The following is a 23,700-nucleotide window of genomic DNA, read 5'->3' as shown; positions in this document are numbered from 1 at the left end:
GAGGCTGGCATGGCGTTCACCGACCCGTTCATCCGCCGCCCGGTGCTGGCCAGCGTGGTCAGCCTGCTGATCCTGCTGCTGGGTTTTCAGGCCTGGAACAAGCTGCAGATCCGCCAGTACCCGCAAATGGAAAACGCCCTGATCACGGTGACTACCGCCTACCCCGGGGCCAACGCGGAAACCATCCAGGGCTACATTACCCAGCCGCTGCAGCAAAGCCTGGCCAGCGCCGAAGGCATCGACTACATGACGTCGGTGAGCCGGCAGAACTTCTCGATCATTTCCATCTACGCGCGCATTGGTGCCGACAGTGACCGGCTGTTCACCGAGCTGCTGGCCAAGGCCAACGAAGTGCGCAACAAGCTGCCGCAGGACTCCGAAGACCCGGTACTGAGCAAGGAAGCCGCCGACGCCTCGGCGCTGATGTATGTCAGTTTCTACAGCAAGGAAATGAGCAACCCGCAGATTACCGACTACCTGTCGCGGGTCATACAGCCCAAGCTGGCCACCTTGCCGGGCATGGCCGAGGCGGAGATCCTCGGTAACCAGGTGTTTGCCATGCGCCTCTGGCTCGACCCGGTCAAGCTGGCCGGTTTCGGCCTGTCGGCCAGCGATGTGACCAATGCCGTGCGCCGCTACAACTTCCTTTCCGCCGCTGGCGAGGTGAAAGGCGAATACGTGGTCACCAGCATCAATGCGAATACCGAGCTGAAGTCGGCCGAAGCCTTCGCGGCCCTACCGGTCAAGATCGACGGCAACAGCCGGGTGCTGCTGGGCGATGTGGCGCGGGTCGAGATGGGCGCGGAAAACTACGATACGGTCAGCTCGTTCGACGGCACCCCGTCGGTGTACATCGGCATCAAGGCCACCCCCGCCGCCAACCCGCTGGACGTGATCAAGGAAGTGCGGCGGATCATGCCCGAGCTGGAAAGCCAACTGCCCTCGGCGCTCAAGGTATCGATCGCCTACGACGCCACGCTGTTCATCCAGGCCTCCATCGACGAAGTGATCAAGACCCTCGGCGAAGCGGTGTTGATCGTCATCGTGGTGGTTTTCCTGTTCCTCGGTTCCCTGCGTTCGGTACTGATACCGGTGGTGACCATTCCGCTGTCGATGATCGGGGTACTGTTCTTCATGCAGATGATGGGCTACTCGCTCAACCTGCTGACCCTGCTGGCCATGGTGCTGGCCATCGGGCTGGTGGTGGACGATGCCATTGTCGTGGTGGAAAACATCCATCGGCACATGGAGGAAGGCAAGGCGCCTTTCGACGCGGCCCTGGAAGGTGCGCGCGAGATTGCCATGCCGGTCGTGTCGATGACCATCACCCTGGCTGCGGTGTATGCGCCGATCGGCTTCCTGACCGGGCTTACCGGCGCGCTTTTCAAGGAGTTCGCCCTGACCCTGGCCGGCGCGGTGATCATCTCCGGCATTGTGGCACTGACCTTGTCACCGATGATGTGCGCCCTGCTGCTGCGCCCGGAACAGAACGCCAGCGGCCTCGCCCACCGCCTCGACCAGTTGTTCGATCGGCTGAAGGTCCGCTACCAGCGGCTGCTGCACGCCACCCTCGACAGCCGGCCGGTGGTGCTGGTGTTTGCGGTGATCATCCTGTGCCTTATCCCGGTGCTGCTCACGTTCACCCAGAACGAACTGGCGCCCAACGAGGACCAGGGGGTGATCTTCATGATAAGCAGCTCGCCGCAACCGGCCAACCTCGACTACCTCAACGCCTACACCGACCAGTTCACCCCGCTGTTCAAGGACTTTCCCGAGTACTACTCGTCGTTCCAGATCAATGGCTTCAACGGCGTGCAGAGCGGTATCGGCGGCTTCCTGCTGAAGCCGTGGAACGAACGCGAGCGCACGCAGATGGAGTTGCTGCCGCTGGTGCAGGCCAAGCTTGAGGAAATCGGCGGCCTGCAGATCTTCGGTTTTAACCTGCCATCATTGCCCGGCACAGGCGAGGGCCTGCCGTTCCAGTTCGTCATCAATACCGCTGGCGATTACCCAGCCTTGCTGGAGGTGGCCCAGCGCATCAAGGCCCGCGCCCAGGCGTCAGGCAAGTTCGCTTTCCTCGATATTGACCTGGCCTTCGACAAGCCCGAGGTGGTGGTGGATATCGACCGGGCCAAGGCGGCGCAGATGGGGGTGTCGATGGACACCCTCGGCGGCACCTTGGCGACCTTGCTGGGCGAGGCGGAAATCAACCGTTTTACCCTTGAAGGGCGCAGCTACAAGGTGATTGCCCAGGTCGAGCGACCGTACCGCGACAACCCCGGCTGGCTGAACAATTACTACGTGAAAAACGACCAGGGCCAGTTGCTGCCACTGTCGACCTTGATCACCCTGACTGATCGCGCGCGCCCGCGCCAGCTCAACCAGTTCCAGCAGCTGAACTCGGCCATCATCCAGGGCGTGCCCATGGTCAGCCTGGGCGAAGCGCTGAAGACCGTGCAAGACATTGCCCGTGAAGAGGCGCCAGAAGGTTTCGCCTTCGACTATGCCGGTGCGGCCCGCCAATACGTGCAGGAAGGCAGCGCGTTGTGGGTCACCTTCGGCCTGGCCCTGGCGATCATCTTCCTGGTGTTGGCAGCGCAGTTCGAGAGCTTCCGCGACCCGCTGGTCATCCTGGTGACCGTGCCCTTGTCCATCTGCGGGGCGTTGCTGCCGCTGTTCCTGGGCATATCGAGCATGAACATCTACACCCAGGTAGGGCTGGTGACGCTGATAGGGTTGATCAGCAAGCACGGCATCCTGATCGTCGAGTTCGCCAACCAGTTGCGGGCAGAGCGGGGCCTGAGCGTGCGCGAGGCGATCGAAGAAGCGGCGGCGATTCGCTTGCGGCCAGTGCTGATGACCACGGCGGCGATGGTGTTTGGCATGGTGCCGCTGATCCTGGCAACCGGGGCCGGGGCGGTCAGCCGCTTTGACATCGGTACGGTGATTGCGACCGGGATGTCCATTGGTACGCTGTTCACTTTGTTTGTGCTGCCTTGCATCTACACCTTGCTGGCGCACAAGACGGTGGCCAAGGTACCTGTCGTTGTGTGATCCGGGCTCTTCGCGGGCTCACCCGAGCAGGCCCGACCAGGCAGATGCCAAAAAGCCAGAGGCCCCGCTATTGCGGGGCCTCTGGTATTTCTAGCTCACACCGGGCTCAACCGAACGGCCGTAATCCCTGGCGCATACCGAACAGGAACAGCAACAGGTCATGATCCGGCTGGACCTTGGCCTGCTGCTGCGGTTTCGCTTCCCGCGGCAGCGCGCACTGGTCGGCCATTTCAGCCTTGCTGAACACCGTCGGCTTGGGCTCCTCCCAGGCAGCGACCGCCACAGTGGTGACCGCCAGACCTGCAATCAGGAACAAAGCTCGAGCTATTTCTAGTTTCATCACCCTAACCCTTTGACAGCGCTGCCAAACGCCATCTTGTAAAAGTAGAGCAGCGTTTGCCATTCCGCGTCATTGAGCGACGAATGGCGGCGCAGCTGGCGCAGGTCGTTGCCCGCCGCACGCTGGCAGCTGATGCGCCGCCGGCACTTTTCCAGGTCGAGCAACGCCACCTCGACACGGGCCTGCTCGCCCTCGCCAATCACCTTGATGAACACATGCTTGCCGTACAGGCAGCCATGCTGCCAGTGGCCCAGGTGCATGCGCGCCAGGTTATCCGCCAGGTCCTTGAGCATGCGCTCATGCACCACCTGCGGGTAACGCTCGCGGGCACCTTCGGCATGCCAGGTGTCGAGCTCGACAAAGCCGTCGAGCGCTTCGCTGACCAGCAGCGCACGCCACTGGTGGTCGGCATCACGCTCGGCACCACAAAAGACGATGCGTGGCACACGCACGCCGAGTTGCTCGAAGCTGTTGAGCGCATCCAGCTCACGCAATACGGTCGGCCGGCCGAAAGGGTGCAGCAGGCTACGGTAGATATGCCCGACCTGGCGCTTGGCATACAGCAGTTTGCCGTCGGCATCGTTCAGGCGTTGCACACCACTCTCGCCACCGCGGCGCTGGTTAGGCTCCTCGACCCACTCGCCTTGCTGGCGCCAGTAAAAATCGAACCGCGACTCCCCTCTCTGGGCTACAGCCATCAAACACTACCCCTTACGCAATACGTAGACCCGCCACATGGCATAGAACGGCAGGAAGTCGAGGCGTTCCTGGATTCTGAAGCCGGCGGCCGTGAATTCTTCTTCGACCGTTTCAGCCGGTAACACGAAACGGTTCTGGTAATTATCCTGATCGGCCCTGGCACTGCGGCGCTGCTCGAGCTTTTTCCGCCGCCAGGCCTTGAAATTGCCGTCCACCCACAACGACAGGATCACACTATCACGGCTAACTCGCTGAAATTCCGACAGAATGGTTTTTCTGTGTGCCGATTCGCCAATGTGGTGGAACAGGCGCATGCAGAAAATGCTGTCCACCGAATTGTCCGGCAAATCGATGGCAAATGCCGAAGTCTGCAAAGGCCGTACCCGTGCCACCACTTCTGGCGGTTGCGCGGCGCAGGCTGTCTCGATCATCGCCTCGGAGTTGTCGGCACCGATGATGACCCGGTTGGGCTTTTCCGCCAGCAGCGGCCAGAAGCGGCCGGCACCGCAAGGCAAGTCCAGGACCAGGCCAGGCTCGCCGGCCAACGCCAGAGCGCGCCGGGCCAATTGTTCATCTCGCTTGTGGGAAAGGCGTCGCGCCAGGCCGTCCTGATGCTTGAGGAAGTACTCGCGGGCATGGTCTTTGTCGTACTTCTCGGAAAATTCAAGCTTGATGGGGCTACGCATTGGGCATCTCCTGACTCATTGCGCCCACAGTAGTCATGCAAGCGTTGGCATCAGGTCATGCCAATGTGAAAAATATGTTTAGCGCCCAGGCACCTGTTACAACAGATTACTCCACCAGGGTGTCCAGGTCGTCCTTGGTCGTGGTGTTGGTCAGGTCCACGTGGAATCGACAGCCGTGCGGCAGGGTCGATGTAAGGGTGACATGCCAACCCTGGTCGTCACAGATCCGCTGCACCAGCGACAGCCCCAGGCCCAGGCCCTCGCCGCGCCGCTCATCGCCCCGCACGAACGGTTTGAACATCGCCTCGCGCTGCTCCTCGGGGATGCCCACCCCGCTGTCCTCGACGCTGAAGCCGTTGGCCTCCAGGCTCAGGCGGATATAGCCAGCATCGGTATAGTGCGCGGCATTACGCAGCAGGTTGCCCATCACCGACTGCAGGAAGGTGGCGTTGTACAGCACCGGGCTGGCGCTGATGCGGCCATCGAAGTACAGGGTCAGGCCTTTCTGCTCGATGGTGTCGCGCCACACCCCGATGAGCTCGTCGGCCACCTCGCGCAGGGTCGCTCGCGACGCCACCGCGCCCTCGTCACGCTGCGCCCGGGCCAGCATGAGGAAGGTCTTGACCAGTTCGCGCATTTCTTCGGTAGCCCGCGCCACTCGCTCTACCTGGCTGCGTGCGCGGGTATCGAGATTGGGGTTTTCCATCAGCAGTTCGCAGGAGGTCGCCAGCACCATCAGCGGCGTGCGCAGCTCGTGGCTGACGTCACTGGTAAACAGCCGCTCGCGGGTCAGGGCGTCGCGCAGGCGGCCCAGGGTATCGTCGAACGCCACCGCCAACTGGCCGACTTCGTCCGCCGCATAGTCCGGCGCCAAAGGTGGCGCCAGGCCCAGCAACTGGTCGCGATGACGCACCTGGCGCGCCAGGCGGATCACCGGTGCCATTACCCGGCGCGCGACCAGCCAGCCGAGAATTACCGCCAGCACCAGGCTGAGCACGAAGCCCACCACTACCACTGCGAACAGCACACGCTCGCGCTCTTCGAAGTCGCTTTGGTCCTGCAGCAGCACATAGCGGCGGCCATCGACGATCTCGACCATGGCGTGGTAAGACAACTGGTCGCGAAACACTTCGTGGAAGCCACGCTCGAGGTGGCGCAGGTCCTTTGGCAGCTCGAAGTCATCACGGCCGCCACTGAAATAGAACAGCTGGTCGGGACGAGGCCGATGACTCCAGTCGCTGACACTGTCCATACGCAACAGACGCTGCAGGTCGCCACCCAGCACCGAGGAAATCAGCCGCTCTTCGACCAGGTGCACGGTGCCGACGATACCGAAGGCGAACGCCCCGGCCACCAGCGCGCTCATCAGCGCAAAGGCAATGATGATGCGCTGGGCAAGGCTTTGCTTAAACTCCATCGCGGCCCTCGGCGAGGCGATAGCCGACGCCATGGACGGTATGCAGCAGCGGTTTTTCAAATGGCTTGTCGATCACCTGGCGCAGCTGGTGCACGTGGCTGCGCAGGCTGTCGCTGTCGGGGCAGTCATCGCCCCACAGGGCCTCTTCCAGCACCTCGCGGCGCAATACGTGCGGGCTTTTCTGCATCAGCACCGCCAGCAGCTTCAGGCCGACCGGGTTGAGTTTGAGCAAGCGGCCCTGACGCGTCACCTCAAGGGTGTCAAGGTCGTAGCTGAGGTCGGCTACCTGCAACGTACGGCGCCCACCGCCCTGGGCACGGCGCAGCACCGCTTCGATGCGTGCGGCCAGTTCGGACAGGGCGAACGGCTTGAGCAGGTAGTCGTCGGCACCGGAGCGGAAGCCCTGTAGCCGGTCGTCCAGCTGGTCACGGGCGGTGAGCATGATCACCGGCGTGTCACGGCGGGCGTCTTCGCGCAGGCGCTTGCACAGGGTGTAGCCATCGATGCCGGGCAGCATGATGTCGAGCACGATCAGGTCGTAGTGCTCGGTGGCGGCCAGGTGCAGGCCGGACAGACCATCCTGGGCGCAGTCGACGGTGTAACCCTTCATGCCCAGGTAATCGGCCAGGTTGGCCAGGATATCGCGGTTGTCTTCAACCAAAAGAATGCGCATCGGTTTCTCCTGTGCGGCGCTTCTCGCTGTGGTGCGCGGCAGGCGCAGCTTAAGGCCTATGCCTGCACGGTGCCAGCCCTGCGGAAAATTCACCGCACTTGACGGTTTTTTCACTGATCCTTCACGGACACAGGATAGCGGGCGGCCGACAATGCCCGATCTTTTCCGCGCCCTGGAGCCGCCATGCAGCAACGCACCCGCCCACGTCCGATCAATTACTGGCTGTACCTGGGAGTTCCCCTGGCGACCGCGCTGGCCTTGATCCTGCTGGAACTGACCTCGGTCGACATGGACGTCGCCAACCTGTTCTTCGACCCCGCCGCCGGGCAGTTCATTGGACGCCACAGCTACCTGCTGGAGAACATCCTGCATGACCGGGTGAAGCAGGGGGTGATCCTGCTGGGTATTTTGTCGCTGCTGACCTTTGCCGCGAGCTTTTTCTGGCGGCGCTTGTTCGGCTGGCGCCGCGAGCTGGGCTGCCTGGTGCTGGCCCTGGGCCTGTCGACGGCATTCGTGACGCCGCTGAAAAAGGTGACCCAGGTGCAGTGCCCCTGGAGCCTGACCCAGTTTGGCGGTACCGAAACCTACAGCAAGCTGCTGGAACCGCGGCCGCCAACCGACAAGCCAGGGTTGTGCTGGCCGGGTGGCCATGCGGCGACCGGGTTCTGCCTGTTCGGGTTGTTCTTCATGCTGCGTGATCGCAAGCCACGGCTTGCGCGCGCAGCGTTCGTAGTGGCGTTTGTAGCCGGATCAGTGCTGGGTGTGGGGCGGATGATGCAAGGGGCGCACTTCTTGTCGCACAACGTGTGGACGGCCGTGTTCTGCTGGTTGATCGGGTTGGGGTCGTATTACCTGGTTCTGTATCGCCACGGAATGGCTGAGGTGCCAGTCACCGAGCGCAGCGTAGCCTGATGCTCGGGTAAACGAAAAAGCCCCGGTTCGTGAGAACCGGGGCTTTCTGATGGTGCAGGGGGTAAGGCTGGCTTACATCATGCCGCCCATGCCACCCATGCCGCCCATGTCAGGCATGCCAGCAGCTGGCTTGTCTTCTGGCAGGTCAGCAACCATGGCTTCGGTGGTGATCATCAGACCGCCGATCGAAGCAGCAGCTTGCAGCGCCGAACGGGTGACCTTGGCTGGGTCCAGGATGCCCATCTCGATCATGTCGCCGTATTCGCCGGAAGCAGCGTTGTAACCGAAGTTACCCGAACCTTGCTTGACCTTGTCAGCCACAACGCTTGGCTCGTCGCCGGCGTTAGCAGTGATCTGGCGCAGCGGGGCTTCTACAGCGCGACGCAGCAGGGCGATACCGACGTTCTGGTCTTCATTGTCGCCTTTCAGGTCAACAATGGCTGCCAGGGCGCGAACCAGGGCAACACCACCGCCAGGTACCACGCCTTCTTCAACGGCTGCACGGGTAGCGTGCAGGGCGTCTTCAACGCGGGCTTTCTTCTCTTTCATTTCAACTTCGGTGCCGGCACCAACCTTGATCACGGCAACACCGCCAGCCAGCTTGGCCAGACGCTCTTGCAGCTTCTCACGGTCGTAGTCCGAGGAAGTTTCTTCGATCTGGGCACGGATCTGCTTGACGCGTGCTTCGATCTCGGTGTCAGCGCCAGCACCATCGATGATGGTGGTGTTTTCCTTGGACAGGATCACGCGCTTGGCGTTACCCAGGTGCTCCAGGGTAGCGGTTTCCAGGGACAGGCCGATTTCTTCGGAGATGACCTGGCCACCGGTCAGGACGGCGATGTCCTGCAGCATGGCCTTGCGGCGGTCGCCGAAGCCCGGTGCCTTGACCGCAGCAACCTTGACGATGCCACGCATGTTGTTGACTACCAGGGTAGCCAGCGCTTCGCCTTCAACGTCTTCGGCAACGATCAGCAGTGGGCGGCCGGCCTTGGCAACGGCTTCCAGAACTGGCAGCAGCTCACGGATGTTGGAGATCTTCTTGTCGACCAGCAGCAGCAGCGGGCCTTCCAGCTCGGCAACCATGGTGTCCGGCTTGTTGACGAAGTATGGCGACAGGTAGCCACGATCGAACTGCATGCCTTCTACGACAGACAGTTCGTTTTCCAGGCCCGAGCCTTCTTCGACAGTGATCACGCCTTCTTTACCGACTTTTTCCATGGCTTCGGCGATGATTTCACCGATGGAGTTGTCGGAGTTGGCGGAGATGGTGCCTACCTGGGCGATGGCCTTGGAGTCGGCACATGGCTTGGACAGGTTCTTCAGCTCGGCGACAACGGCAGCAGTGGCCTTGTCGATACCGCGCTTCAGGTCCATCGGGTTCATGCCGGCAGCGACGGCTTTCAGGCCTTCGTTGACAATGGCCTGGGCCAGCACGGTAGCGGTGGTGGTGCCGTCACCGGCAGCGTCGTTGGCCTTGGAAGCGACTTCCTTGACCAGCTGGGCGCCCATGTTTTCGAAAGCGTCTTTCAGCTCGATTTCTTTGGCGACGGAAACGCCGTCCTTGGTGATGGTTGGCGCGCCGAAGCTCTTGGCCAGTACCACGTTACGGCCTTTCGGGCCGAGGGTCGCTTTTACAGCGTCAGCCAGTACGTTGACACCAACCAGCATTTTTTTACGAGCGGAATCGCCAAACTTTACGTCTTTAGCAGCCATGATCGTTTAATCCTTGAATTTCTTTGGAGTAACGGGAAGTCGGGGAAATCAGCCTTCGACAACGGCGAGGATTTCGTTCTCGGCCATGACCAGCAGGTCTTCGCCATCGACTTTCACGGTGTTGCTGCCCGAGTAAGGGCCGAAGACCACTTTGTCACCCACTTTCACGGCCAGCGCGCGAACTTCGCCGTTGTCCAGGATGCGACCGGTGCCGACGGCTACAACTTCGCCGCGGTTTGGTTTTTCAGCGGCCGAACCCGGCAGGACGATACCGCCAGCGGTTTTCGATTCTTCTTCGCTGCGACGGATGACTACGCGGTCATGCAGAGGACGAAGCTTCATTGTCGATCTCTCCCAAATTGTGGTTTTCATCGGCCGGTATCGACACCGGCGGGTTGATGCTGTCCGGCGTTGCCGGGAAGTGGCCCGCGATGGGCGAACCACTTGTGTAATGTCTGGCGTTGCCGCCAGAAACCTTGCGGTGACCACATACATGAGGCCGCCATATTCAATTACAAGGCTAGGTACACAAAATTTTTCATCAGGCCGAAAAAGACCGGGGCCGCTTATGCGGCCCCGGTGCGTTTCACTTATCGCGGCGCTCGTACTCGCCTTCGATCACGTTCGGCCGATGGCCGCCCTCACGGGGCTGCGCCTGGAACGGGTCGTCCTGGAACGCACGCTGGCGCATGGCCTGGGCCTCGGCGCGCTCGCGCATCTTGCGCGCAGCCAGGTGACGGGTGAACGGCAGCAGGCACAGCAGGCCGAGCACGTCGCTGATGAAGCCTGGCAGCAACAACAGGCCACCACCGACCGCCAGCATCATGCCCTGGAACATGTCCTCGGCGGGCAGTTCACCGCGCTGCAGGCTCTCACGGGCACGCAATGCGGTGGCCAGACCGGCCACCCGCATCACCAGCACGCCCAGGGCGGAGCCGGCGATGATCAGCAGCAGCGCCGGGAAGAACCCGATCGCGGCACTGACCTTCACGAAGACGAACAGCTCCAGCACGGGAAACAGCAGAAACAACAGTAGAAAAGCACGCATCAAAGCAATCCTCGTTGGAAGACACCCTTCCTGTGAGACCTACAGATGGATGCAGATGCTCGTTTTTTCAACCCTCGACCTGTGCCGCAGTCGGCCACTGGTCAGCGCGCGCCAGCAATACCAGGGCTTCGCGGACTTGTGTCGGGGTATTGCAAATACTGGGGAAAGGCAACCAGTGCACCGCCTGGCCAATACGCAGGTGCATGCCTTCGCTGTCCACTCCGACCATCTGCGCCTGCACATGGCGTGGCAGGTCGGTCAGCGCCACGTAGTGGGCGATTGCGTTAGCGTGGTCGCTGTTCATGTGTTCGACCATGCTCGCCTCGGCCTTGCCGGCGAACGGGTTGGCCAGGGTTACCTGGTCCAGCCAGTGAATTGCGCCGAAACCGCCAATGTAGCGGTGACGCACCGGCTGCAGCACCCAAAAGTCGAAGTCGTGGGCCTTATGGTAGTTGGCCGCGTCGGGGAAGTAGCGGTAGTAGCGCTCGGCGGCGGCCTCGATGGCCGCATCGTCGACCAACTTGTGCGCCTCGGCCATCACGGTCAGGCGGCCCACCGCCTGCACATCCTCTGCCTCCCGCTCCCCCACCAGCAGCGAGCACTTGGGGTCTTTCTGCAGGTTGTGGGTATGCTGGGCGATGCGGCTGATGAGGATCAGCGGGTTGCCCTGGGCGTCCAGGCAGTACGGCACGACCGAACCGAACGGGAAACCGGGCATCGACTTGGAATGGGTCGAGAGCACGCCACGGTATTCCTTGAGCAGCAGTTCCCGGGCGGGGCGGATGGCGGTGGTACTCACTTGGGGACGGCTCCTGGCGGACTGAATCAAGACAAGATAAGCATTATTAGTTCCAGTGCCAATGGGGCTGTTACACAGCCCATTGCGACACAAGGGCGCTCCCACATTGACCGGCGTGATCCCTGCCATGGTGTCGCGACAGGGGGGGGCAAAACGCCCCCGGCGGCTTACCAGGTAACGCCGAACCCGGCGGTATAGCGCGTCTTGTCCAGGTCACTCTCACGCGTCCCGGTGATGATGTCCTTCTCCGCCTTGAGGTTGAGCGAGGCCCATTCGGTGACCTTGTAGCGCAGGCCGACCTCAGCATCCAGCGAGTAGTCAGCCGCACCACCCAAGGGCTTGGCGAACTCGCCGTTGGTGAACAGCTGCACGTTCTTGCCGATCAGGTAGCGGGTGTAGTCCCACTTCACCGCAGCGGAGTAGAAATTGTCCTTGCTGCCGTCCTGGTACTCGAAATCGGTGCGGTTGATCAGCGAACCCAACGAGAACGCGCCTAGCTCGTCGTCCCAGAACTGGTACCCCGGGCCGGTACCCACAGTACGCTGGCGGGCCAGGTCTTCGATGCGGTCGCGCTTGTATTCAGCACGCCCCTGCCAGAACCACTTCTCGGTGAGAAAGCGGTCCAAGGCATACTCGGCACTCCAGTTGTCGGTGGTAGTGACGTCGTCCTTGGTCTCGCGGTTGTATTCGCCTTCGGCATTGTGCCGCCAGCGGCCATGACGGGCCGTGGTCTTGAAGCCGATGTCATAGTCGTCGGTGTCATTCTCGGCACGCTTGTAGTCCAGCGCCACATCGACATTGCCTTTCCACACGAAGTCCTCGACCAGCGGCTTGGGCTTCATGATCTGCTCGATGCTGGCGAGCTCGACGGTTTTCGGCGCTTCGCCATTGGCCAGGGTCACCTTGCCAGGCTCGGCCGCCTTCAGCGACTTGGCCCTCTCACCGTTGTAGGCATCCTGCTTGACCAGCATCTCCTGGTCGCTCTCCAGGGTCTGGACTTCCTTCCAGTCCAGGGCGATGGCGCCGCCGTAAGGGGTCTCGAGCAGCAGCTTGCCGCCATCGAAGACTTTGATCTTGCCACTGAGCCGGTCGCCATTCTTCATCCACACGGTGTCGGCGAACACCGGGGACGCACACAGGGAAGCTGCAAGCAGGCACAACAAGGATCTAGTATTCATAAGCGGACTACAGGTTCGATTCAACGAAAAAAGCCGGGCATTATCCAGATACCGACGACCAGAGCAAGGACAGACCGGGTGCATGCCGTTGAGTTCAACTCTCATTTCCCGGACCATCGGTCCGGTTTCATCTGCAGCCCTAGGGGGGCGTGATGCCTGGTGGATATGAGCACGCCCATGATTGCGCCGAAGGCCGACGAACGGCGCTATATTCGGTGCTTGGCCAGGTGCCGAGCGGCAAAGTGGTGAGTTATGGCCAGCTGGCCGAGCTGGCAGGGCTTGGGCGCGCGGCGCGGTGGGTCGGGCGCACCCTAGGGCAGTTGCCAACCGATCCCCGCCTGCCCTGGCACCGGGTGCTCGGCGCAGGTGGCCGGCTGAGCCTGGCACTGGGGACCCCGTCGGGGGATGAACAACGGGCGCGTCTACGCGCGGAAGGTGTGAATGTAACCAACAATCGTGTGGATATGACGCGCCATGGCTGGCGCCCAATGGAGCACAGCGGTTAGAGTGCGCGCTTTGTTTTCGAAAACTTGAGGCAGATGTTGGCCCATGCCCCGTAAAACCTGGCGCGCTGCGCTTGAAGCCTATGCCAGCCCGTCAACCCTGGTACTTTTGCTGCTCGGCTTTGCCGCCGGCCTGCCCTACATGCTGGTGTTTTCAACCCTGTCGGTGTGGCTGCGCGAAGCCGGCGTCGCCCGCGAGACCATTGGATATGCCAGCCTGATCGGCCTGGCCTACGCCTTCAAGTGGGTGTGGTCGCCGCTGCTCGACCAATGGCGCCTGCCGCTGCTGGGCGGCCTGGGGCGTCGGCGTTCGTGGCTGCTGTTGTCACAGGCGCTGGTGGTCATCGGCCTGGTCGGCATGAGCCTTTGCGATCCGCAACAACACCTGTCGTGGCTGATCGCGATGGCGGTGCTGGTGGCCTTCGCCTCGGCCACGCAGGATATCGCCGTCGATGCCTACCGCCTGGAAATCGCCGACGACCAACGCCAGGCCGCGCTGGCAGCCAGCTACATGGCCGGCTACCGGGTAGCCGCCCTGCTCGCCACGGCTGGCGCCCTGTTCTTCGCCGAGTGGTTCGGCTCCACCGGTTTCAGCTACCTGCACAAGGCCTGGGCCGGCACCTACGTGATGTTCGGGGTAATGATGCTGCCCGCGCTGTTCACCACCCTGGTCATGCGCGAACCGCCAGTGCCCATGCGTACCCAGCTCTCGGCAGCGCGTTACGGGCTGGTGCACCAGATGGCCTCGGTTTTCGTGCTGATCATCTTGCTGGTGTCGGTACCCGCCAGCTTCACCCAGATGTTCAATACCGGCTGGTCCACAGTCATCTCCGGTGATGCCACGCCGCTCGACCTGCTGCTGGAAGACCGCGCCTTCCTGCGCCTGATTCTCTATGTGCTGCTGACCTGGGCGTGCCTGTCGAGCCTTGGTCGCCGTGGCCTGGCGCCGGTGCTGACACCGGTCAACGACTTCATCGCCAGGTACCGCTGGCAGGCCCTGCTGCTGCTGGGCCTGATCGCCACCTATCGCATGTCTGACACGGTGATGGGCGTGATGGCCAACGTGTTCTACATCGACATGGGCTTCACCAAAGACCAGATCGCCAGCGTCAGCAAAATCTTCGGCCTGATCATGACCCTGGTCGGTGCCGGGATCGGCGGCCTGCTGATCGTACGCTTCGGCATCATGCCGATCCTGTTCATCGGCGGCGTTGCATCGGCGGGCACCAACATTCTGTTCCTGATGCTGGCCGACATGGGCCCGAACCTGGAAATGCTGGTGGTGACCATCTCGCTGGACAACTTCAGCTCGGGTATGGCCACTTCGGCCTTCGTCGCCTACCTGTCGAGCCTGACCAACCTGAAGTTCTCGGCAACCCAGTACGCGTTGCTCAGCTCGATCATGCTGCTGTTGCCGCGGTTGATTGGGGGCTATTCGGGGGTGATGGTGGAGAAGTTCGGTTACCACGACTTCTTCCTGATTACCGCACTGCTGGGCGTGCCTACGCTGATCCTGATTGCCCTGCAGTGGCGTCAGGAGGCCGGGCGGGGCAAGCCGGTGGCTCAGGAAAGCTCGGCGACCGAGCGCCCCTGACAGCTCGGTACAACCTGTTCTGCTCCTACCGCAGGCAAGCCAGCCGACACAGATGGCCGCTGGCTTGCCCGCGACAGGACCAGAGCAGGTAAACCCATTACTGGAACACAGCCCCCTCCCCCGACCTGCCGCCCACCACGAACCACAACGGCCACAGCGCCAATGCCCCCGCCACCCCCGCGGCCAGCGCAAAGTGCAGCAGGCTGGCGCCGGCACCAATCATTGCCAGCAGCGCACCGCCCAACCCCAGCAAGGCAATGGTGATCATCCCCAGCATCGCGGAAACCAGGCCCTTGCTCTGTTCGCTGGAGAACAGCGTCATGCGGTACAACACTGCGTTGGCCACGCCCAAGCCCAGGGCATACAGCGACATGCCCACGACCACGCTGGTTACGCTCGACCAGTACCAGGTCGCCAGCACCATCAGGCCCAGGCCAGCCAGGTATGGCCATAGCGCGCCGCGCACCAGGGCCGGCAACGGATAGCGGTCCGCGATACGGTTGATGATCAGGTTACCGAGGATCAGCCCGCCAAACACCGGCAGCTGCCACAAGGCGTATTCCATGGTGCTCAGCCCTTCGTCGTGGATCAGCAGCACCGGCGACAGCCCGATCCAGCCAATCAGCGGCAAGCCGACCAGGCCCAGGGCAGCGCTGCCGGCAACGAAACGGCGGTTGGCCAGCAACTGGCCATAGCCCGCCAGCAGCGGCAGCAAATGGATTGGCGTGAAGGCCAGGCGTGTCCCATCACGGCGCTCCACCCCCAGGGTTTCCGGCATCAGCCGGTACAGCAGCAACCAGGTCAGCATGGCGCCGAAGGTGAACGCCACGAACAGCCAGCGCCAATCCAGCCATTGCAGCAGCAAGGTACCCACCAGCGGACCCAACAGCGGCGATAGCAAGGCGATGTTCGCCAGCAGGGCCATCATGCGTACGGCGTCAGCCTCGCTGAAGGCTTCGTTGAGGGCCGGGTAGCTGACCGTGACCACGAAGCCCAGGCCAATGCCCTGCAACAGGCGCAGGAGGTTGAACAACCCGATGTCATGAACCCAGAAAGTAGCCAGGCAGGCCAGGCCGAAGCCTGCGCAGCCGACCAGTAACAGCGGGCGCCGCCCGTAACGGTCTGCCAGCGGGCCGATCAGCCATTGCAGCACCACGCCGCCCAGCAGGTAAAGGTTGAGGGCGTGCGGGATGTATTCCGGGCTCGCCTTCAGGTCGTCGACCACCACCGGCATGGCCGGCATGACCGCGTCACTGGCCAGATAGGTCAGCAGCTCGAACAGGGCCAGGGTCAGGCCGAACAGCAAGGCGCGCAGAGGGGTGATGTACAGCAGTGGTTTCATGATGGCGTATCGGGTGTGGCAGGCAGGGTCAGGCTATATGCCAGAAATGGCGTTTTTTTGCTGTGAACAAGTGTAAAAAAAAACGGGGCCGCTTCACGCCCCATCGCCGGTAAGCCAGCGATGAGGCCTAAAGCGGCCCCGTTTTCCTGCAGGCTTATTGCACGGCAGTCTCCTGCACCACGCGAATCACCCGCTGAGGGAACGGAATGTCGATGCCTTCGGCCTTCAACCGGTCACGTGCATGCTCATTGAGCATGAACATCACGTCCCAGTAATCGGAAGTCTTGGTCCACAAACGCAGCGACACGGTGATCGAGCTGTCACCCAGTGTCGCCACCACGGCCTGGGGTGCCGGGTCAGCCAGCACACGCGGGTCCTTGGCCAAGTCCAGCAGCACGTTACGGGCCTTCTGCAGATCGGCCTCGTAGTCCACGCCCACGTCGAACACCACCTTGCGCGTTGGCTGGCGATTGGTGTTGGTGATGATGCCGTTGGACAGGCTGCCGTTAGGCATGATCACAGTCTTGTTGTCACCGGTGCGCAGCACGGTGTGGAAGATCTGGATACTGTCGACGGTACCGGCAACACCCTGCGCTTCGATCCAGTCACCAATGCGGAACGGGCGGAACATCAGGATCAGCACCCCGCCGGCAAAATTCGCCAGGCTGCCCTGCAAGGCCAGACCGATGGCCAGGCCGGCGGCACCGATGGCGGCGACGAACGAAGTGGTCTCGATGCCGATCATCGAGGCAACACTGACCAGCAGCAGCACCTTGAGGACGATATTGGCCAAGGTGCTGATAAAGCCTTGCAACGCCAGGTCGGCATTGCGCAGGCCCACCAGCTTGCCCAGGCGGGCGCTGACCTTGTTGATGATCCACCAGCCGACCGCCAGGGTCAGCAGCGCCAGCAGCACACGGCTGCCGTATTCCATGATCAGGGGGATCCAGGTTTGCGATTGGCGAACCAGCTGATCGACTTCAGCGTTCAAATCCATATTCATCTCCTGATGCCGAGCGGCAAGTACACGGTAGAACAGGCTACGCGCGTTTGCGCAGCCCCGGCCCCCATGGACATCACATGGCCATCGGGGTTCCGGCCCGCCCGCGCATCAGTCGCGGAAGTTGTTGAACTGCAGCGGCATGTCGAATTCCTTGGTGCGCAGCAGGGCAATGGCTTCCTGCAGGTCGTCACGCTTCTTGCCGGTTACACGAACCTGCTCGCCCTGGATAGCGGCCTGCACTTTCAGCTTGCCATCCTTGATGGTGGCAACGATTTTCTTGGCCAGGTCCTTGTCGATGCCTTCGCGGAACTTGGCTTCCTGTTTCTTTTCCTTGCCGGATGCGTACGGATCCTTGGTTTCCAGGCATTTCACGTCGATCTTGCGCTTGACCAGCGCGAGGCGCAGGATTTCCAGCATCGCTTCGAGCTGGAACTCTTCTTCGGCAGTGAGCATCACGGTCTGCTCTTTGTCCTTGAACTCGAAGGTGCCCTTACCCTTGAGGTCGTAACGGCGGTCCAGATCCTTGATGGCGTTGTCGACCGCGTTCTGCACTTCGTGCTTGTCCAGTTCCGATACCACGTCGAACGAAGGCATGGTTGTTCTCCCAAAATAAAAGCGCGCTCAGGCTGAAGATGGAGCGCGCTGGGTTTGACGGTTAAAATGCGGGCTCATTATAACGGGTTGCGAAACGCATATGAGCAGCACCTGGCATATTCTCGGCGCCGGCAGCCTGGGCAGCCTGTGGGCTTGCCGCCTGGCACGTGCAGGCAAGGCCGTCAGGCTGATCCTGCGTGACGGGCAGCGGCTGCGGGCTTACCAGCAGGCTGGCGGCCTCACCCTGTTCGAGCAGGATCACACCCGGCACTACGCCATCCCCGCCGAAACCGCGCAGGCGCATGGGCCGATCCACCGCCTGCTGGTGGCCTGCAAGGCCTACGACGCCGCCCCGGCAATTGCCGGGGTGGCGCCACGGCTGGCCGATGGCGCCGAAGTGCTGCTGTTGCAGAATGGCTTGGGCAGCCAGGATGAAGTCGCCGACTTGGTACCTCACGCGCGCTGTATCTTCGCCTCCAGCACCGAAGGTGCGTTCCGCGAGGGTGACTGGCAGGTGCGCTTCGCCGGCCACGGCTTCAACTGGGTCGGCGACCCGCGCATGCCAACGACCCCGGCCTGGTTCGATGACCTGCACCAGGCGGGTATCCCTGCCGAATGGACGGTGGACATCCTCACCCGCCTGTGGCGCAAACTGGCGCTCAACTGCGCCATCAACCCGCTGACCGTATTGCATGACTGCCAGAACGGCGGGCTGCTGGGGCATCTGGGTGAAGTGGAAGCGCTGTGCGGCGAACTGGCCGAGCTGCTGCGCCGTTGCGGCCAGCCCCAAGCAGCGGACGGGCTGGACGAAGAGGTGCAGCGGGTGATCCTCGCCACCGCAGCCAACTACTCTTCCATGTACCAGGACGTGCGCGCTGGCCGGCGCACCGAGGTGCACTACCTGCTCGGCCATGCCTGCCGCGCCGCCGGCCGCCATGGCCTGCAGCTGCCGCAGCTGGAACACCTGCAGCTACGCCTGGTCGAAAACCTGCGCCTGCGTGGCTTGCCCTGCGACTGACGCAGCCCCTTGAACCGGATATGGACATTGCCTAGCCCATGACCTTGCGCCAACGCCTGGAAAACCTCCCGGTCGGGCAGAAGCTGCTGGCGGCCCTGCTGGTATTGCTGGTGACCATCCTGCTGGTGGCCAACCTCACCTTCATCAGCGCAGCCTACTGGATCACCCAGGAAAGCATGGCCCCACAGGCCCTGCAGACCATCGGCCGGCTAGTGGCCAACCCGCAGCTGGCGGCCCGCGCTGGCGACACGCCAGAGACCGCCAGTGCCCTGCTCAAGGAGCTGGACAGCTACACGCCGCTGCGCGCTGCCGCCGTCTATGGCGGCGATGGCCGCATGCTGGCGCAGTTGCAGCATGGCGAGCCGCTGGCCATGCCCAAGCGCTTTCACAACATCGACGGCTGGCGCCTCATGGAGTTTCGCAGCACCCAGCTGATCCGCATCCCGCGCGACGCCAACCCACCTGCACACCTGCTGCTGGTGGCCAGCAGCGAACTGCCCACGGCGTTCTACACCGGTACCCTCAGTGCCAGCCTGGGGATCCTGGTGTTCAGTATCCTGCTGTGGATTGTCATCGCCCGGCAGATCAAGCGCCTGATCACCCAGCCCATCAATCAGCTGGAAGAGCTCAGCCGCCAGGTGACCCGTGAGGAGAGCTACGCCCTGCGCGCCCGGCGCGGCAACGACGATGAAATCGGCAGCCTGGCCGAGGCTTTCAACACCATGCTGTCGCGTATCGAAGCCCGGGAGCAGCAGCTCAAGCGCGCCCGTGACGAGTTCCAGGATGCCTATGACCAGGCCCAGGGCCTGGCCGAGGAAACCCGCCACACCAACCGCAAACTGGAGCTGGAAGTACAGGTGCGCAGCAAGATCGAGAAAAAGCTCACCGGCTTTCAGAATTACCTCAACAGCATCATCGACTCAATGCCATCGGCGCTGATCGCCCTTGACGAACAGCTCTATGTCACGCAGTGGAACCATGAGGCCACGGTGCTTTCCGGCACGCCGCTGGATGAAGCGCTGAACCAGCCGGTGTTCATCGCCTTCGAACCGCTCAAGCCGTTCCTGCCGCAGCTGAAGGAAACCGTGGAAAAGCACCGGGTGGCGAAAATCGAGCGGGTGACCTGGGCCAAGGGCGATGACCTGCGCCACTACGCCCTCACCTTCTACCCGCTGACCGGCGGCGGCGGGCGCGGCGTGGTCATTCGTATCGACGACATTACCCAGCGCCTGTCACTGGAAGAAATGATGGTGCAGTCGGAGAAAATGCTCTCGGTCGGTGGCCTGGCAGCCGGCATGGCCCACGAAATCAACAATCCGCTCGGCGCCATTCTGCACAATGTGCAGAACATCCGCCGGCGCCTGTCGAACGAGCTGCCGCGCAATCAGGAACAAGCCGAAGAGCTGGGTATCGACCTGGCCACGGTCAACCGCTACCTGGACAGCCGCGAGGTACCGCAGCTGCTCGACGGTATCCAGCAAGCCGGAGCCCGGGCGGCGAAGATCGTTACCCACATGCTCAGCTTCAGCCGCCGCAGCAACCGTCAGCTGGTGCCCTGCGAGCTGCCGGCACTGATTGACCAGGCAGTGGAAATTGCCGGCAACGACTTCGACCTGGCCATCGGTTTCGACTTCAAGGGCCAGGCCATCGTGCGCCAGTTCGACCCCGAGCTCGGGCCGGTGCCCTGCACGGCCAACGAGCTGGAACAAGTGCTGCTCAATTTGCTGAAGAACGCCGCCCAGGCCATTCACCTGCGCCCACAACCGAGCGAGCCGGGGCGTATCACCCTACGTACGCGGCTGAACCCGCCATGGGCGGAAATCCAGGTCGAGGACAACGGTGTGGGCATGCCCGAAGCGGTGCGCAAGCGCACCTTCGAGCCGTTCTTCACCACCAAGGAAATCGGCCAGGGCACCGGTCTGGGCCTCTCGGTCTCGTACTTCATCATCACCAACAACCACAAAGGGCAGATGGAAGTGCATTCCACTCCCGGCCAGGGCACCTGCTTTACCCTGCGCCTGCCCCTTGGCCCGCCTACAGCAGCGGTGCCGACAAAAATGGAGAAGTGACATGGGCTACCGCCTGTCAAAGATCTACACCCGCACCGGTGACAAGGGCGAAACCGGGTTGGGCGATGGCCGCCGGGTGGCCAAGGACCACCCACGGATCGAAGCGATTGGCGAAGTGGACAGCCTGAACAGCCAGCTGGGCGTGCTGCTGGCAGGCCTGGCCGAGCATGGGCTGGATGAGGTGAGCTGCGTGCTTGCACCCTGTCAGCACCGCTTGTTCGATTTGGGTGGGGAACTGGCCATGCCCAGCTACCAGGCGTTGAACCAGGCGGAGGTAGAGCGACTGGAGGCCGCTATCGATGTGTGGAACGAAGAGCTGGGGCCGTTGAAGAACTTCATCCTGCCCAGTGGCTCGATGCTGGTGGCCCAGGCGCATGTGTGCCGCAGCCTGGCACGCAGTGCCGAACGGCGGTGTCAGCAGTTGAATGCCGTAGAGCCGCTGGAGGGGGTTGGGCTGGCCTATATCAACCGGCTGTCTGATCTGCTGTTTGTGGCAGCGCGGATCATTGGGCGGCGGCAGGGCGTGGCTGAGGTTTTGTGGCAGCCTGCCGAGAAAGCGCAGGGCTGATGATTCTGGGGCCGCTTTGCGGCCCCTATCACTCATGACTCAGGCCAGAACGCCCGAATTCCGGCTACCCCTTGCGCCCCAGCCTCCCAGGCCTGCTCGCGCTCACCCGGCCCTACCCCACCCAGCAGATAGACCGGCTTGCTGAACCCCGCAATCAAACGCTGCGCCGCATCCCACCCCAGAGGCACCGCCTCGGGATGCGTCTGGGTTGCCTGCACCGGCGACAAGGTGACAAAGTCCACACCCATCTGCTCTGCCAGCGCCAGCTCCTCGGCACTGTGGCAGGATGCTGCCAACCAACGCTCCTTGGGGAACGGCCGGCCCTTGGCGGCATACTTGCGCAGTTGCGCTGCCGTCAGGTGCCAACCGGCAGCCGGGAAATCCCCCAGCCACTCCAGCGGCCCCTTGAGCATCAGCTGCGCCTTGCCCGCACACAGCCCCACCGCATCCACCGCCACGTCGCGGTACTTGGGGTCATACATGTCCGGGGCACGCAACTGGATCAGGCGAATGCCGTTGGCCACCGCCTTCTGAATGCCCTTGAGCATCTGCGGTACTTCCAGGCCATCCGGGGTGATCAGGTACTGGTCCGGCAAACGCGCGGCAGCCACGATCGGCGTGTTGGCCTCAGGGAATTCGTATTGCGGCAAATCGCGCGGGGCCACCCACGCCAGCGGCTGGCCTTCGGCGCCATGCGGCTCGCCAGTGAACGCCTCGACTTCGCGCACATCCAGCAGCACCTGTTTGTCCGGGTAGTCATGGCTGACCTTGATCAGCGCACGCGAACGGCTTACCTCGATACCCAACTCTTCACGCAACTCGCGCGTCAGCGCCGCTTCGACGCTTTCGCCCTCCTCCAGCTTGCCGCCGGGGAACTCCCACAGGCCGCCCTGGTGCTGGGTATCGGCACGCCGCGCAATCAAGATGCGGCCATCCGCGCCACGAATGACGGCCGCTACTACATGAATCCGTTTCACACTTCACACTCCCCCAGGCCAGCTTGCAACCAGGAGGCGTGCAGCTTGTCGCCGATGATCAGGTAATAGCTCATGGTTCGGCTCCATTGGTTTGAGTAAGTCAGGGCTGCTTCGCAGCCCTTCGCGACGCAAGGCCGCTCCCACAGGATGCCCAGCCTGAATCAGGTACGGTACTCGGCGTTGATCTTCACGTACTCGTGGGACAGGTCGGTAGTCCAGATGGTTTCGCTGCACTGGCCACGGCCCAGTTCGATACGGATGGTAATCTCTTCCTGAGCCATCACTGCCGAACCCTGCGCCTCGGTGTAGCTAGGGCTACGGCCGCCCTGGCTGGCGATGCACACGTTGTCGAGGTACACGTCGATCAGGCTCACATCCAGCTCTGGCACACCGGCACGGCCAACGGCAGCGAGGATACGGCCCCAGTTCGGGTCGGAGGCGAACAGCGCGGTCTTGATCAGCGGCGAGTGGGCGACGGCGTAACCGACGTCCAGGCATTCCTGGTGGTTGCCACCACCATTGACCTGCACGGTGACGAACTTGGTCGCGCCTTCGCCGTCACGGACGATGGCCTGGGCCACTTCCATGCACACTTCGAACACGGCCTTTTTCAGCGCTTCGAACAGTGCGCCGCTGGCTTCGGTCACTTCCGGCAGATTGGCTTTGCCGGTGGCGATCAGCATGCAGCAGTCGTTGGTCGAGGTATCACCATCGATGGTGATACGGTTGAACGACTTGTTGGCACCGTCCAGCATCAGGTCCTTGAGCACCGCGGGGGCAACCTTGGCGTCGGTGGCGATGTAGCCGAGCATGGTGGCCATGTTCGGGCGGATCATGCCTGCACCCTTGCTGATGCCGGTGACGGTAACGGTCACGCCATCATGCTGGAACTGGCGGCTGGCGCCCTTGGGCAAGGTGTCGGTGGTCATGATGCCGGTGGCGGCTTCAGCCCAGTGGTTTTCCGACAGGTTGTCCAGGGCGGCCTGCAGCGCGCCTTCGATCTTCTCGACCGGCAGCGGCTCGCCAATTACACCCGTGGAAAACGGCAAGATCGACTCGGCAGGCACGCCAGCCAGTTCGGCCAGCTTGGCGCAGGTGCGCTCGGCAGCAGCCAGGCCTGGCGCGCCGGTACCGGCGTTGGCATTGCCGGTGTTGGTCAGCAGGTAACGCACGGTGCCCTGTACGCGCTGCTTGGACAGGATCACCGGCGCCGCGCAGAAAGCGTTGAGGGTGAACACACCCGCCACGCTGGAGCCTTCGGCACAGCGCATGACCACCACATCCTTGCGCCCTGGGCGCTTGATGCCGGCAGAAGCGATGCCGAGTTCAAAACCCGGAACCGGGTGCAGGGTGGGCAAAGGACCAAGACCAACAGCCATTTAGAGCGCTCCTAGAAATTACGGTGAAATGATGAAGGAAAGCGGGGCCGCTTCGCGCCCCATTCGCGGCACAAGGCCGCTCCCACATGAGCATCGCAACCTCCAGAGCAGGCGCGGCTCATGTGGGAGCGGCC

The 23,700-nt window shown here is 62.6% G+C and carries 22 protein-coding genes; 7 read left to right on the top strand and 15 right to left on the bottom strand.

Going from position 1 to position 23,700, the window contains the following annotated elements; genetic code table 11:
* Positions 1–9: 9 nt before the first annotated feature.
* On the top strand, positions 10–3,054 hold the full coding sequence (locus tag DMX11_RS00860) for a multidrug efflux RND transporter permease subunit (protein WP_110742632.1): 3,045 nt from the start codon (positions 10–12) through the stop codon (positions 3,052–3,054).
* 106 nt (positions 3,055–3,160) lie between these two features.
* Here the strand turns inward: DMX11_RS00860 and DMX11_RS00855 are convergent, their stop codons facing one another.
* The 5 genes from DMX11_RS00855 to colR all read right to left on the bottom strand — a co-directional run bounded on the left by DMX11_RS00855 (position 3,161) and on the right by colR (position 6,869).
* Positions 3,161–3,394 carry a hypothetical protein gene (locus tag DMX11_RS00855; RefSeq protein WP_110742631.1) on the bottom strand — a complete coding sequence of 78 codons (234 nt, stop codon included), beginning with the start codon at positions 3,392–3,394 and terminating at the stop codon, positions 3,161–3,163.
* On the bottom strand, positions 3,394–4,092 hold the full coding sequence (locus tag DMX11_RS00850) for a lipopolysaccharide kinase InaA family protein (protein WP_110742630.1): 699 nt from the start codon (positions 4,090–4,092) through the stop codon (positions 3,394–3,396). The genes DMX11_RS00855 and DMX11_RS00850 overlap by 1 nt, the downstream gene beginning before the upstream one ends.
* A gap of 6 nt (positions 4,093–4,098) precedes the next feature.
* Positions 4,099–4,779: a class I SAM-dependent methyltransferase gene (locus DMX11_RS00845; RefSeq protein WP_110742629.1), complete on the bottom strand. Its 681-nt coding sequence runs from the start codon at positions 4,777–4,779 to the stop codon at positions 4,099–4,101.
* Between the two features lie 106 nt (positions 4,780–4,885).
* Complete coding sequence (locus tag DMX11_RS00840; RefSeq protein ID WP_110742628.1) at positions 4,886–6,196, bottom strand: HAMP domain-containing sensor histidine kinase; 1,311 nt, start codon at positions 6,194–6,196, stop codon at positions 4,886–4,888.
* Positions 6,186–6,869 carry a two-component system response regulator ColR gene (gene colR / locus DMX11_RS00835; protein WP_003255215.1) on the bottom strand — a complete coding sequence of 228 codons (684 nt, stop codon included), beginning with the start codon at positions 6,867–6,869 and terminating at the stop codon, positions 6,186–6,188. The genes DMX11_RS00840 and colR overlap by 11 nt, the downstream gene beginning before the upstream one ends.
* A gap of 183 nt (positions 6,870–7,052) precedes the next feature.
* Between colR and DMX11_RS00830 the strand changes: the two genes are divergently transcribed.
* Positions 7,053–7,781, top strand: coding sequence for a phosphatase PAP2 family protein (locus DMX11_RS00830; protein ID WP_110742627.1), 729 nt, complete (start codon positions 7,053–7,055; stop codon positions 7,779–7,781).
* Between the two features lie 72 nt (positions 7,782–7,853).
* Here DMX11_RS00830 and groL read toward each other — a convergent pair whose 3' ends face one another.
* The 5 genes from groL to DMX11_RS00805 all read right to left on the bottom strand — a co-directional run bounded on the left by groL (position 7,854) and on the right by DMX11_RS00805 (position 12,519).
* Positions 7,854–9,494 (bottom strand): chaperonin GroEL, encoded by a 1,641-nt coding sequence (groL, locus tag DMX11_RS00825; protein WP_110742626.1) that lies wholly within the window; start codon positions 9,492–9,494, stop codon positions 7,854–7,856.
* A 48-nt stretch (positions 9,495–9,542) separates the two neighbouring features.
* On the bottom strand, positions 9,543–9,836 hold the full coding sequence (locus DMX11_RS00820) for a co-chaperone GroES (RefSeq protein WP_016488938.1): 294 nt from the start codon (positions 9,834–9,836) through the stop codon (positions 9,543–9,545).
* A 244-nt stretch (positions 9,837–10,080) separates the two neighbouring features.
* Positions 10,081–10,542 carry an FxsA family protein gene (locus DMX11_RS00815; RefSeq protein WP_096426721.1) on the bottom strand — a complete coding sequence of 154 codons (462 nt, stop codon included), beginning with the start codon at positions 10,540–10,542 and terminating at the stop codon, positions 10,081–10,083.
* A gap of 67 nt (positions 10,543–10,609) precedes the next feature.
* On the bottom strand, positions 10,610–11,341 hold the full coding sequence (locus tag DMX11_RS00810; protein WP_110742625.1) for a HugZ family protein: 732 nt from the start codon (positions 11,339–11,341) through the stop codon (positions 10,610–10,612).
* A gap of 167 nt (positions 11,342–11,508) precedes the next feature.
* Positions 11,509–12,519, bottom strand: coding sequence for a DUF481 domain-containing protein (locus DMX11_RS00805; RefSeq protein WP_110742624.1), 1,011 nt, complete (start codon positions 12,517–12,519; stop codon positions 11,509–11,511).
* Positions 12,520–12,671: 152 nt separating this feature from the next.
* Between DMX11_RS00805 and DMX11_RS00800 the strand changes: the two genes are divergently transcribed.
* On the top strand, positions 12,672–13,025 hold the full coding sequence (locus DMX11_RS00800) for an MGMT family protein (protein WP_110742623.1): 354 nt from the start codon (positions 12,672–12,674) through the stop codon (positions 13,023–13,025).
* Between the two features lie 43 nt (positions 13,026–13,068).
* Positions 13,069–14,616, top strand: coding sequence for an AmpG family muropeptide MFS transporter (locus tag DMX11_RS00795; RefSeq protein WP_110742622.1), 1,548 nt, complete (start codon positions 13,069–13,071; stop codon positions 14,614–14,616).
* A 97-nt stretch (positions 14,617–14,713) separates the two neighbouring features.
* On the opposite strand, the gene DMX11_RS00790 is transcribed toward DMX11_RS00795, so the two are convergent.
* The 3 genes from DMX11_RS00790 to DMX11_RS00780 all read right to left on the bottom strand — a co-directional run bounded on the left by DMX11_RS00790 (position 14,714) and on the right by DMX11_RS00780 (position 17,555).
* A complete protein-coding gene (locus DMX11_RS00790) occupies positions 14,714–15,958 on the bottom strand; it encodes an MFS transporter (RefSeq protein ID WP_110742621.1) in 1,245 nt (414 codons plus the stop codon).
* Between the two features lie 154 nt (positions 15,959–16,112).
* The gene (locus DMX11_RS00785) at positions 16,113–16,955 is read right to left on the bottom strand and encodes a mechanosensitive ion channel family protein (protein ID WP_110742620.1); all 843 of its coding nucleotides are present in this window, start codon (positions 16,953–16,955) and stop codon (positions 16,113–16,115) included.
* Between the two features lie 114 nt (positions 16,956–17,069).
* The gene (locus DMX11_RS00780; protein WP_016713577.1) at positions 17,070–17,555 is read right to left on the bottom strand and encodes a YajQ family cyclic di-GMP-binding protein; all 486 of its coding nucleotides are present in this window, start codon (positions 17,553–17,555) and stop codon (positions 17,070–17,072) included.
* 100 nt (positions 17,556–17,655) lie between these two features.
* Here DMX11_RS00780 and DMX11_RS00775 point away from each other — a divergent pair, with 100 nt between their 5' ends.
* From DMX11_RS00775 to DMX11_RS00765, 3 genes are read left to right on the top strand one after another with little or no spacing between them, the layout of a single operon-like run.
* Positions 17,656–18,573 (top strand): putative 2-dehydropantoate 2-reductase, encoded by a 918-nt coding sequence (locus tag DMX11_RS00775; RefSeq protein ID WP_110742619.1) that lies wholly within the window; start codon positions 17,656–17,658, stop codon positions 18,571–18,573.
* A 38-nt stretch (positions 18,574–18,611) separates the two neighbouring features.
* Complete coding sequence (locus DMX11_RS00770; RefSeq protein WP_110742618.1) at positions 18,612–20,642, top strand: ATP-binding protein; 2,031 nt, start codon at positions 18,612–18,614, stop codon at positions 20,640–20,642.
* Position 20,643: 1 nt separating this feature from the next.
* Positions 20,644–21,210, top strand: a complete 567-nt coding sequence (locus DMX11_RS00765) for a cob(I)yrinic acid a,c-diamide adenosyltransferase (RefSeq protein ID WP_110742617.1) — start codon at positions 20,644–20,646, stop codon at positions 21,208–21,210.
* Positions 21,211–21,242: 32 nt separating this feature from the next.
* Here the strand turns inward: DMX11_RS00765 and DMX11_RS00760 are convergent, their stop codons facing one another.
* Both DMX11_RS00760 and argJ read right to left on the bottom strand, forming a co-directional pair.
* Positions 21,243–22,187: a Nudix family hydrolase gene (locus DMX11_RS00760; RefSeq protein WP_110742616.1), complete on the bottom strand. Its 945-nt coding sequence runs from the start codon at positions 22,185–22,187 to the stop codon at positions 21,243–21,245.
* Positions 22,188–22,348: 161 nt separating this feature from the next.
* Positions 22,349–23,566, bottom strand: coding sequence for a bifunctional glutamate N-acetyltransferase/amino-acid acetyltransferase ArgJ (gene argJ, locus DMX11_RS00755; protein WP_110742615.1), 1,218 nt, complete (start codon positions 23,564–23,566; stop codon positions 22,349–22,351).
* Positions 23,567–23,700 lie beyond the last annotated feature (134 nt).

The sequence above is a fragment of the Pseudomonas sp. LB-090624 genome, from assembly GCF_003205205.1.
GTDB lineage: Bacteria > Pseudomonadota > Gammaproteobacteria > Pseudomonadales > Pseudomonadaceae > Aquipseudomonas.
The sequence above is the reverse complement of the archived record's forward strand: the minus strand, read 5'-3'. Positions and strand labels throughout refer to the sequence as shown.

Coding starts and splice junctions, on each gene's coding strand:
- DMX11_RS00860 (WP_110742632.1), top strand. CDS start 10: ATGGCGTTCACCGACCCGTTCATCCGCCGCCCGGTGCTGGCCAGCGTG.
- DMX11_RS00855 (WP_110742631.1), bottom strand. CDS start 3,394: ATGAAACTAGAAATAGCTCGAGCTTTGTTCCTGATTGCAGGTCTGGCG.
- DMX11_RS00850 (WP_110742630.1), bottom strand. CDS start 4,092: ATGGCTGTAGCCCAGAGAGGGGAGTCGCGGTTCGATTTTTACTGGCGC.
- DMX11_RS00845 (WP_110742629.1), bottom strand. CDS start 4,779: ATGCGTAGCCCCATCAAGCTTGAATTTTCCGAGAAGTACGACAAAGAC.
- DMX11_RS00840 (WP_110742628.1), bottom strand. CDS start 6,196: ATGGAGTTTAAGCAAAGCCTTGCCCAGCGCATCATCATTGCCTTTGCG.
- colR (WP_003255215.1), bottom strand. CDS start 6,869: ATGCGCATTCTTTTGGTTGAAGACAACCGCGATATCCTGGCCAACCTG.
- DMX11_RS00830 (WP_110742627.1), top strand. CDS start 7,053: ATGCAGCAACGCACCCGCCCACGTCCGATCAATTACTGGCTGTACCTG.
- groL (WP_110742626.1), bottom strand. CDS start 9,494: ATGGCTGCTAAAGACGTAAAGTTTGGCGATTCCGCTCGTAAAAAAATG.
- DMX11_RS00820 (WP_016488938.1), bottom strand. CDS start 9,836: ATGAAGCTTCGTCCTCTGCATGACCGCGTAGTCATCCGTCGCAGCGAA.
- DMX11_RS00815 (WP_096426721.1), bottom strand. CDS start 10,542: ATGCGTGCTTTTCTACTGTTGTTTCTGCTGTTTCCCGTGCTGGAGCTG.
- DMX11_RS00805 (WP_110742624.1), bottom strand. CDS start 12,519: ATGAATACTAGATCCTTGTTGTGCCTGCTTGCAGCTTCCCTGTGTGCG.
- DMX11_RS00800 (WP_110742623.1), top strand. CDS start 12,672: ATGCCTGGTGGATATGAGCACGCCCATGATTGCGCCGAAGGCCGACGA.
- DMX11_RS00795 (WP_110742622.1), top strand. CDS start 13,069: ATGCCCCGTAAAACCTGGCGCGCTGCGCTTGAAGCCTATGCCAGCCCG.
- DMX11_RS00790 (WP_110742621.1), bottom strand. CDS start 15,958: ATGAAACCACTGCTGTACATCACCCCTCTGCGCGCCTTGCTGTTCGGC.
- DMX11_RS00785 (WP_110742620.1), bottom strand. CDS start 16,955: ATGGATTTGAACGCTGAAGTCGATCAGCTGGTTCGCCAATCGCAAACC.
- DMX11_RS00780 (WP_016713577.1), bottom strand. CDS start 17,555: ATGCCTTCGTTCGACGTGGTATCGGAACTGGACAAGCACGAAGTGCAG.
- DMX11_RS00775 (WP_110742619.1), top strand. CDS start 17,656: ATGAGCAGCACCTGGCATATTCTCGGCGCCGGCAGCCTGGGCAGCCTG.
- DMX11_RS00770 (WP_110742618.1), top strand. CDS start 18,612: ATGACCTTGCGCCAACGCCTGGAAAACCTCCCGGTCGGGCAGAAGCTG.
- DMX11_RS00765 (WP_110742617.1), top strand. CDS start 20,644: ATGGGCTACCGCCTGTCAAAGATCTACACCCGCACCGGTGACAAGGGC.
- argJ (WP_110742615.1), bottom strand. CDS start 23,566: ATGGCTGTTGGTCTTGGTCCTTTGCCCACCCTGCACCCGGTTCCGGGT.